Origin of the sequence: Lutibacter oceani, assembly GCF_003384935.1 — a bacterium.
GTDB classification, from domain to species: Bacteria; Bacteroidota; Bacteroidia; order Flavobacteriales; family Flavobacteriaceae; genus Lutibacter; species Lutibacter oceani.
Window position 1 is genome coordinate 481,489 of sequence record NZ_QTTQ01000011.1, and the last position, 10,295, is coordinate 491,783.

The window sequence follows — 10,295 nt, forward strand, 5'->3', positions numbered from 1 at the left end:
ATACAATGCCAACATTGTTGACGAAATAAATCATTTAGATAAACTTACATTTATAATATGTAAAGCTACTGAAGGAAAAGATTATATAGATCCTACTTTTTTTCAAATTGGAAATCCTTAAAAAATAAAAATATTATTAGAGGAACATACCATTTTTATATAGGAAGTGACGATCCAATTAAACAAGCCCAACATTTTTTAAATATTGTTAAAAAATGGGAATCTACAGATATTACCCCTATTATAGATATTGAGTCACAAAGTATTAGAAATGATGATAATTTAAAAATTATTCAAGAAAATATATTAAAGTTTTTAAATCATATAGAAATAAAAACGAGCAGAATTCCAATGATTTATACTAATCGTAATTTTGCAAATATGTATTTAACAAACAAAGCTTTTTCTAAATACCCTCTTTGGCTTGCCGAATATACTTCAAAAAAATATCCAATAATACCAGCTACTTGGAAAAATACTGGGTTTAAAATTTGGCAAAAAAGTGACAATTACCATTATAAATCGAGTATTGATGATTTTGATGTTTTTTATGGTGAAAAATCAGACTTATATAATTAATATTTAAATACTCCATTTTTAAATATATTAAACGGTATCATTTTAGAAATTTATATAAAAAATTCTTCAAAAAAATTAATAATTTTTTAAAAGACAAACTTAAACTACATTTTTTATACATTTATAAAAAATAAAAATTGTTATGTTAGTAAAAATTTATGGCAGCGCCGTTTTCGGTGTTGAAGCAACTACTATTACTGTTGAAGTAAATATAGATAAAGGAATTGGTTACCATTTAGTTGGTTTACCAGACAATGCTATTAAAGAAAGTAGTTACAGAATTTCGGCAGCATTAAATAACAATAAATACAAGCTTCCGGGTAAAAAAATTACAATAAATATGGCTCCGGCAGATTTAAGAAAAGAAGGATCTGCGTATGATTTAACTCTAGCTATAGGTATTTTAGCTGCTTCTAATCAAATAAAATCTGAAAAAGTTAGCGATTATTTAATTATGGGTGAACTTTCTTTAGATGGAAGTTTACAACCTATTAAAGGAGCACTTCCAATTGCAATTAAAGCACGTGAAGAAGGCTTTAAAGGATTTATTTTACCAAAACAAAATGCAAAAGAAGCTGCGATAGTAAGCAATTTAAAAGTTTATGGCATAGAAAACATTACTGAAGTCATTAATTTTTTTGATGAAAAATCGGATTTAGAACCAACTATAATTGATACTCGAACAGAATTTTATAAAAACTTAGACAATCCAGAATTTGATTTTGCCGATGTAAAAGGACAAGAATCTGTAAAACGTTCTATGGAAATTGCCGCAGCTGGTGGTCATAACATAATTCTCGTTGGTCCTCCCGGAAGTGGAAAAACAATGTTAAGTAAACGATTGGGTTTTGTCCCCCATTTTACCAATACACTTAAATATCAAGAAACCAAAGAGTTACAAGTATCCTGATAGGATTTCAAGTGTTGGAGATGAGCTAAGAACAGCAAGGTTAGATAGAAATTTAACTCAATTAGAAGTTGCTCAACAAATAGGTGTAAATAGAAATTTTGTATATGAATGCGAATTAAATCATCGTACAAATTCAATATTTGCACTACATAAAATTTATCTTTTTTTAGACTATATTCCGAAAACATTAAATATTGATGAAGCAACCTTAAGGGGAAAACTTTATACCACTCGAATAAAAAATGGATTCTCCCTATATGACATAGCTAAAAAGACTGGATTAGATAAAAGTACTATCGGCAGGTTTGAGAAAGGGAAATTAATTAAAAAAGAATCTCTTAAAAAAATTGAAGATTATTTAAAATAAATTTATATATTTATCTCATAGAGTGTAAACACTCTATCTTTTTCATAGCAATTTTTTTTAAAACCCTCTTCGTGAGGGTTTTATTCTTTACTTTTTAAAGCTTTTAGAATTTTTTCAGATAATGTAGATTTTCCTTCTAAATCTTTATTTTCAGAATGATAATTAACATTTACACGCCAACCATTTACTTTCTCTACTTTTTTTTCATCTTCGGTTTCTATAGCATCTAAATAGTCAATTAATTCAATTGACTGAAAAAAGAATATTTTCTTAAGATGCTTTTTTTCAATTATTTCTTTTGCTCGTTTTTCGATATTTTTCAGATGAATTTTACTTTCACTAATCATATAGATTAAATTAAAACCATCATCAATACATTTTGTTAAATTTTGAACTTCATAATCAATAGTATTTGTCACTGAAACTTCAATACCAATACGAACATTACTCTTTGATATTCCGACATCGACCTTACCTCCATTTTTCAACTCCTCCTCAATGGTTGATCTAAACCCTCTCTGAACTGCCATTGTTTTAATATAGTTTTGAAGAGCTCGATGCTTTGTAATTTCATCTTGAGCGTTCACACTTTTTAAATACTTTTCTTTAGATTTATCTATATCGCTCTTTAAATCAATAATTACATCATCTTGATTCTCAATTATTGGAGTAATATTTTCTTTTAACTCTATAGGCTCAATAAATTTAGTATCTTTTTTAGGAACAGTTTTAGAAGTAGTAAGACGAGGAAGTTGTTCTTTTAAAATTTGCTCTACCTCAAAAACATTTTTGGAATAATTTTCACGAGTGCTTTGAATAATATAAGCTCTGGTACTCTCACCTATCTCAACTGAAAGCTTATGTGTTTTTAGATTAAAATCATTACTGTTTTTTCCAGTTCTAACTATCGCTTCTCCTATTTCTAAATTAGTTAAATCTTCTTTTTCAAAATATGAGAATCCTCCTTCTAATATTTTTGCATCATTATCTCCTAATCTAAAAGCAATTCTAATAAATGGATTTGAAATTATAGATTCTAAAATTTCTGAATTTTGAATTTGTCTTAAGTTTTGATGGGCTAATACTAAACCAATTGAATATTTTCTCGCTCCACTGAGAATGGAAGAAATTGAAGGTGTTATAAATGAATGAAATTCATCCATTATTACAAAGTAAGGTTTTCTATTTTCTTTTAATATATTCTGTCTTCCGAGTGCAACTTGATTAATTTTAGACAAAAATAACGAACCCAATAAATAACTATTTTCATTTCCAATTAAACCTTGCGAGAGCTTAATTAAAACTATTTTGTTTTCATCAATACATTTTTTAAAATCAATACCATCTTTTTGAGCAAACATATACCGAATAATTTTCGGTCTCAAAAATGTATCAATTCGTGTTAATAAGGGAGCAATTCCTTTTTTAACCATTGGATATTCATAATTCCAATAATAATGAAGTGACTCATCTTCTACTGAATGTAAAAAATCATTTCTAAATTTTTCTTCGATTAAGAATCTTTTTAATTCAATTAGGGTTCCTACTCTCGAACTTTCTAAAAAGGTATTTATAGCATTTGATAAAACCGCAGTCATATTATCACCCCAAGCAGTAGCGTGACTTTTAAATGCTGAAACTAAATCTGAACTCAATACTATTTTTTCAGTATCAGTTTTAGCCTGTAATAAATTAAATCCAACAGGAAATTCAGAATCTGAAGGGTCAATTATTATAACATCGTCTTTTCTATGCTCAGGGATTCTCAATAAAATATCTTCTACTATATCTCCGTGAGGATCGAATAGAGTAACACCCACCCCTTTAGTAATTGTTTCAATGGTTAAGTTTGCGAGTAAAGTTGATTTACCAACCCCTGTGGCTCCAATTATATGAGCGTGTTGCACTAATTGCTCATCCGTTAAGTAAACACTCGAAGGATGATTATTATGCTCATTTACGCCAATTTTGTAATCAGCTTGCAATACTTCTTGAGGAGCTTTTTTTGTTTTTGAAACAGAATAATTTAATTTTGAAGTATTAATATTCTCATTAGGATAATGAACAAAATTCAAAAGTTCCTCTGAATTTAGAATCATCCCTGTTCTATTCGTCTGTCTGAAAAATAAGTTTTTCATATGCTCATTAAAATCATACCCTTCATTTGAAAGTGGAATAACTCGATTAAATTCAGAACTAGAAATTAATGTAAGGTTTCTGATAACTTCTTTTGCTAAATACTCAGTCTTATTCTGGTAGATAGATTGCGTTGCTACTCGTAAAACAACAGCGAACAGCGGTTGAGAAATTTTATTTTTTGCACACGTAAGCATTTCAGGGCTATCACTAAAAAAAGAATTTCCTTGATAATCTGTTACAGCATTTAAAATATTTTTAGCCCAAGGGTATTCAACTCCTTTAAACAAGACTTGAAATACGATAGCGTCTCCATTTTCAATACTATCAAAAACAGAAAAAAGACTTGTAAAAGGATCTAAACTAAAGTTTTGTTTTATTTGAATGGTTCTCATAAACTCTTCCTCTAAACCAAAATCACAAATGGCAATTTCATTTTCATTATTTAAAGGAAACTCATAAGAACTCGCTTCTTTTATGAGTAGTGAAGGGAAGTATGCTTTGAGTAATGATTGAACTCGAATTGAATCTTCTTGGTTACAACTTATTTGAATTTTAATTTCAGTACCAGTTGCAACAATTTCAAACGAAAGAGTGTCTTTTGAATACGAGAGCATATTCAAAAGTTCTAAACTTATTTCTCTACTCGTCTTTTGTTTTTTTGAATAAGAAATTTCAAAGGTACTTATTAACGATTTTTCTTTCTCTCTGAGTGGTAGTATTTCAGCCTCTTCTATCTCTTTTACTTCCTCCTCTGGTTGTATGAGTTTTATAAATTTATTAAATAAAGAGGGAACCCTGCCCTCATCAATTCTTTCATTTTGTATGAACTGATGTTGAAAAGGAATAAATGGAGGCTCAATTTTAACTTGAAAAGGGCTGTGAAAATATCCACGCCCTTTTGATTCCCATTTATAGAAATTAAGTGTTAATTGTTCACTAGGAGACAACGTCATTCAACTATCTTTTAAATATATCTTTCATAGTAGGTTTACGTTCAGAATCATTTAATAACCTAATTCCTTTTTCTTTAGTTATCTCATCTATTACTTTTAAAACAGAAGCTTGAGCATAACTTCTAAACATTGAAGTTGAATCAATTTTGTAGTATGTGGTTGGGAAGAAAAAATTTGCTAAAAAGCGACCAATAAAAGGAATTTTATAAATTAATCCTTCAATGTCTTTTCGTTCAGTAAACATCCACCACGAAAAGAATGTTCCATTTCCAAAAGGAGCGCAACAACAATCATAATTGTAATTCTTCCAACTAACTCTTAAGTAAAGTCTTTTAGTTGATAAGGCATTTCCTTCGCTCATTTCTCTTTCAACGACAGTAATATTCTCAATTCCGTGAGACTTCAATTCTTTTTCAAGCAGAGCGTAAAAATCTTTTGTAGAATATTCGAATTCATCAATTAATGTATTCCAATGTCCTTGTAATTCTGGAGTGGTTTTTCTAAGAAAACCAATAGCGATAAGTACCACTAATAGTATCGGTATAAATCCCATAACAATATTTTTATTAATAATTTAACTTTATAAATATATAAATTTAAAAGATTAATTAATCTTAATTAATATATTTATTTTCTAGGAGGATTTATTTAAGTATTTTTATCGGAAAATTGCAAATTATTATTTCATTTCTGTAGTAATAGTAATATTTTTCTGACAAAACTCTAATATTTGATATCATTAAGACTATAATGAGTAATACATACATTAAAAAAACTTTAGGGGAAACTCTAATCCAAAATATTCATGAAAATGATAAGGCATCAATTATTGCCTCATATTTTACTATTTATGGATTTCAAGAGTTAAAAGATGAATTGTCAAAAATCGAAAATCTAAAAATTATTTTGAGTTCTGGGCTTTTTAGCTTTAAAGACCGTCAATTATTTTCTGATAAAACAACTGATATTAATGGAGATAGATATGAGTACCGCTTTAAAAATAAGTTGAATATTCATAAGGTTGCTGAAGAATGTGCGGATTGGATTAAAAATAAAGTTGAAGTAAGATCAACAAAAATGCCTGGTGTTATAGGAACCAATTTAATCCATTTACAAGGAAAAGAATCTACTGGAATTAATATCTCCACTTCGAATTTATCCGCTTCTGATCTGGGGTATGCTCCTAATGATAAAATTACTATGAATACAGTAACTCACGATTCAGAAGTTACTGAGCAAATGCTTAATTTTTTCAATCAAAATTGGAGTAATGAGGCTTTAATGGATGATGTAAAAAAAGATGTACTAGCACAATTAGAACTTGCTTATAAAGATAATTCTCCTTCTTCTGTTTATTACTTTACACTCTATAACATCTTTAAAGATTATTTGGTTGATTTGGATGAGGAGAAAATCATAAAAACTAAAACTGGTTTTAAAAATACTCTCGTTTGGAATAAATTATATAAATTCCAAAAAGACGGAGTTTTAGGAACAATTGATAAGGTTGAAAAATATGGTGGGTGTATTCTTGCTGATAGTGTTGGGTTGGGTAAAACATTTCAAGCTTTAGCTGTAATAAAATATTATGAATTAAGAAACGATAGAGTATTGGTACTTTGCCCAAAAAAACTTCGAGATAATTGGACAGTTTATACACTTAATGACAAAAGAAATATTCTTGCTGAAGATAGGTTTAATTACGATGTTTTAAATCATACTGATTTAAACAGAGAAAGAGGTTTATCTGGCGAGATTAATCTTGAGACAATAAACTGGGGAAACTATGACTTAGTCGTAATTGATGAATCACACAATTTTAGAAATAATAATCCAAGACGTGATAGAGAAACACGTTACGGTAGATTAATGAACTATATTATTAAAGCCGGAGTAAAAACTAAAGTTTTAATGCTATCTGCAACCCCTGTAAACAATCGAATGAATGACTTAAAAAACCAAGTAGCATTCATTACCGAAGGAAAAGAAACAGCATTTTCAGAGTATGGGATTGATAATATAAACCATGTAATGAAGATAGCCCAAACACAATTTAATAAGTGGTTAAAAAATCCTGATGAAAGTAAAAATTCTGCTCAATTATTAGAATCATTAGATTCTAGATATTTTAAGTTACTAGATTTAATTACTATTGCTCGTTCAAGAAAGCATATTGAACGATATTACGATTTAAAAAATATAGGAAAATTTCCTGAACGCCTTCTTCCTAAAAATGTAAAATCAAACATTGATTTATTAGATGAGTTTTCTTCTTTGCAAGAAATAAATAGAGAGATAAGAAAATTAAATTTAAGTTCATATTCACCTCTTAAATATGTAAGACCTGATAAGCAAGAGCAATACAACAGAAGCTATGACTTAACACTAGAGTCGGGTAGTGTTTTCAAGCAGGTTGACCGTGAGCAAAGTTTAATTCATTTAATGCGAGTGAACTTGCTTAAAAGAATGGAGAGTTCTATAAATTCATTTGGATTAACATTAGAAAACCTTTTAAAAAAAATTGACATTTTATTGGTTAAAATTCAAAACGAGGAAGATTATCTTGACGATGAATTATCAATTGAAGATATAGATACAGATGACCCAACACTGGATGATTACTTAATTGGGAACAAGGTAAAAGTACTCATACAGGATATGGATTTAGTGAGATGGAAACAGGATTTAGAAGAAGATAAATTAAGATTAAGTAAACTATTAGAGGAAACTCAAACTATTGATGCTGAAAGGGATGCTAAGTTGGTTCAATTAAAAGAGTTAATTCATAATAAAATTAACGAGCCACTAAATGAAGAAAATAAAAAAGTAATAATATTTACTGCTTTTGCAGATACAGCCACTTATCTCTATGAACAAATTAGCTCTTGGGCAAAAGACCAACATAAGGTAAACACTGCCTTAATAACTGGTTCAGGAAGCAATAAGACGACCATGAAGGGTATTAGGACAGAGTTAAATGAGTTACTTACTAATTTTTCTCCAAGATCGAAAGAACGTAATAAAATTTATCCTGATTTAAAAGAAGAGATTGATGTTTTGATTGCTACAGATTGTATTTCTGAAGGTCAAAATCTTCAAGATTGTGATTATCTTGTAAACTATGACATTCATTGGAATCCTGTTCGTATTATTCAAAGATTTGGAAGAATTGATAGATTAGGTTCAATCAACAATCAAATTCAACTTGTTAATTTTTGGCCTAACATGGAGCTTGATGAATACATAAATCTTGAAGCTAGGGTTAGTGGACGAATGGTGCTTTTGGATATCTCTGCAACAGGAGAAGAAAATGTTATTGAGAATAATGGTGAAATGAATGATTTAGCTTATCGTAGAAAACAACTTCAACAAATGCAGGATGAAGTCGTTGATATAGAAGATGTTCATGGCGGTATTTCTATTACAGATTTCACATTCAATGATTTCAAGATGGATTTAATGGAATATTTAAAGGAACACGAATCTGTTATGAAACAAACTCCAACAGGGATTCACGCGGTTACTAAAACAAACATTGAGAATCTTAAAGAAGGTGTGATTTTTTGCTTAAAACAGAGAAAGAAAAACAAAAAAGAAGAGCATTACAATCCAATAAACCCGTACTTTTTAACTTATATAAGTTCTGAAGGGGAGTTAATATTTAGTTTTACTCAAAGCAAAAAAATTCTAGATATGTATCAAAAGTTATCATCAAGTGAACCAGAGGTATTTATGGATTTGGTTAATGATTTTAAAAAGGAAACTAAACAAGGAAAAGACATGAGTGCTTATGTTGATTTATTAGAAGTAGTTGTCCAAGAAATTGTTGGTAAGAATGAAGAAAAAGGAATAGCAAGTTTGTTCACAGCTGGAGGTACAGCAAGTCTCTATGATGAAATACGTTCATTAGATGATTTTGAAGTCATTTCTTATTTAGTTATTAAAAATTAGAGTCATGAATGATCTAATAGAATTATTAAATATTGATAATCGTTGTCTTATTGATAAGCGAATTACAAAAATTGCAATTAGTAATAACAGTACCCTTAACGCTAGTGAAAAAAAAATATTAAAAGAAGTAATTATCGACATTCGTTGGTTAGCGAGTTACAAACCTTTTAATAGTGCTATCCCAGAATACATAACTAAAACCGAGTGTTATGATGAAGTTCAAATTATTTCAATTGGCTTTTCAGACATAAAATACAAAAAGCAAGTGATTAATATTTTGCAAAGAAGCATGCCATATCCCTTAGTGCTGTTATTAGAAGTAAATAATAATTTTGCAGTATCAGTTGCTAGGAAAAGTATTAACCAAACTGACAATTTAAAAAGAACAATTGATGAGGTAATCACATCAACTTGGTTAAATAAAGCAATAGAATCTGAAGTAGAAAAGAGTTTTTTAGAACACCTAAATACAAAAACTTATCATACACTTCATTTAAAAGCATTTTATGAAAGTTTTATAAAAGCTATCTATTTACACGAAACAAGTTTATTAACAGGTTCATTTAATGTCAAAGAAAAAAAAGAAGTAGATGAGGATGCTGATATTTTAAAAGAAATAGAAGCTGTTAATAAAGAAATAGTTAGCATTAAAAGCCAGATTAAAAAAGGTACTATTTTCAGTAATAAAGTAACTTTAAATATCAAATTAAAAGCCAAAGAAAACCACAAACAAAAACTAATTAAAAAATTATCCTAAAAATCTGTACTTCTAGATAGGATAGTTTTTTAAATTTATCGTTTTAGCATATAATAAAAACATGAACAAAATCGACCATAACGACCCCTTAAGTAAAAGTACAGACATCGTTTCTGAAAATATAGAACAGTTACAACAATTGTTTCCTGAAATATTTAAAGAAGGGAAGATAGACTGGCAAGAGCTCCAAGCAACACTAGGAGAACATATCGATACCGAAAACGAACGTTTTAACTTCACATGGAATGGTAAATCTAATGCTCGAAAAGAAGCACAAAAACCAAGTACAGGAACACTCCGTCCTGCTCCAGAAGATAGTGTAGATTGGGACACTACTCAAAACCTTTATATTGAAGGAGATAATCTTGAAGTATTAAAACTACTTCAGAAAAGCTACCATCAAAAGGTGAAAATGATTTACATCGATCCTCCATACAATACAGGTAAGGATTTTGTGTACAAGGATAACTACAAAGATAACCTATCGAATTACTTAGAATTAACAGGCCAAACAGATGATAAAGGTAAAAAGTTAAGCACTAACAGTGATGCTAGTGGTCGCTACCACTCCAATTGGCTGAATATGATGTACCCTCGTTTGAAGTTGGCGAGGAATTTACTGAAGGATGATGGTGTGAT

6 protein-coding genes and 2 pseudogenes are annotated in these 10,295 nt (G+C 29.2%); 6 read left to right on the top strand and 2 right to left on the bottom strand.

What is annotated here, in order from left to right:
* Nucleotides 1-102: 102 nt before the first annotated feature.
* The 3 genes and pseudogenes from BX611_RS11440 to BX611_RS11450 all read left to right on the top strand — a co-directional run.
* A pseudogene (locus BX611_RS11440) lies at nucleotides 103-579 on the top strand (GH25 family lysozyme); the annotation flags it as partial.
* A 142-nt stretch (nucleotides 580-721) separates the two neighbouring features.
* Nucleotides 722-1,423, top strand: a pseudogene (locus tag BX611_RS11445) (magnesium chelatase domain-containing protein); the annotation flags it as partial.
* A gap of 4 nt (nucleotides 1,424-1,427) precedes the next feature.
* Nucleotides 1,428-1,856, top strand: a complete 429-nt coding sequence (locus tag BX611_RS11450; RefSeq protein WP_115881338.1) for a helix-turn-helix transcriptional regulator — start codon at nucleotides 1,428-1,430, stop codon at nucleotides 1,854-1,856.
* Nucleotides 1,857-1,936: 80 nt separating this feature from the next.
* On the opposite strand, the gene BX611_RS11455 is transcribed toward BX611_RS11450, so the two are convergent.
* Together BX611_RS11455 and BX611_RS11460 are read right to left on the bottom strand one after the other, a co-directional pair.
* Nucleotides 1,937-4,948, bottom strand: coding sequence for a type IV secretory system conjugative DNA transfer family protein (locus BX611_RS11455; protein WP_115881340.1), 3,012 nt, complete (start codon nucleotides 4,946-4,948; stop codon nucleotides 1,937-1,939).
* A 4-nt stretch (nucleotides 4,949-4,952) separates the two neighbouring features.
* Nucleotides 4,953-5,501, bottom strand: coding sequence for a hypothetical protein (locus BX611_RS11460; protein WP_115881342.1), 549 nt, complete (start codon nucleotides 5,499-5,501; stop codon nucleotides 4,953-4,955).
* A 197-nt stretch (nucleotides 5,502-5,698) separates the two neighbouring features.
* Here BX611_RS11460 and BX611_RS11465 point away from each other — a divergent pair, with 197 nt between their 5' ends.
* From BX611_RS11465 to BX611_RS11475, 3 genes are all read left to right on the top strand, one after another.
* Nucleotides 5,699-8,899 carry a helicase-related protein gene (locus BX611_RS11465; protein WP_115881344.1) on the top strand — a complete coding sequence of 1,067 codons (3,201 nt, stop codon included), beginning with the start codon at nucleotides 5,699-5,701 and terminating at the stop codon, nucleotides 8,897-8,899.
* Between the two features lie 4 nt (nucleotides 8,900-8,903).
* On the top strand, nucleotides 8,904-9,656 hold the full coding sequence (locus BX611_RS11470) for a DUF4391 domain-containing protein (RefSeq protein WP_115881346.1): 753 nt from the start codon (nucleotides 8,904-8,906) through the stop codon (nucleotides 9,654-9,656).
* 61 nt (nucleotides 9,657-9,717) lie between these two features.
* On the top strand, nucleotides 9,718-10,295 hold a 578-nt coding region (locus BX611_RS11475), incomplete at its 3' end, for a DNA methyltransferase (protein ID WP_147296425.1).

What these genes read in the sequence shown, in the direction of transcription:
- BX611_RS11455 (WP_115881340.1), bottom strand. Translation starts at nt 4,948, where the DNA reads ATGACGTTGTCTCCTAGTGAACAATTAACACTTAATTTCTATAAATGG.
- BX611_RS11460 (WP_115881342.1), bottom strand. Translation starts at nt 5,501, where the DNA reads ATGGGATTTATACCGATACTATTAGTGGTACTTATCGCTATTGGTTTT.
- BX611_RS11465 (WP_115881344.1), top strand. Translation starts at nt 5,699, where the DNA reads ATGAGTAATACATACATTAAAAAAACTTTAGGGGAAACTCTAATCCAA.
- BX611_RS11470 (WP_115881346.1), top strand. Translation starts at nt 8,904, where the DNA reads ATGAATGATCTAATAGAATTATTAAATATTGATAATCGTTGTCTTATT.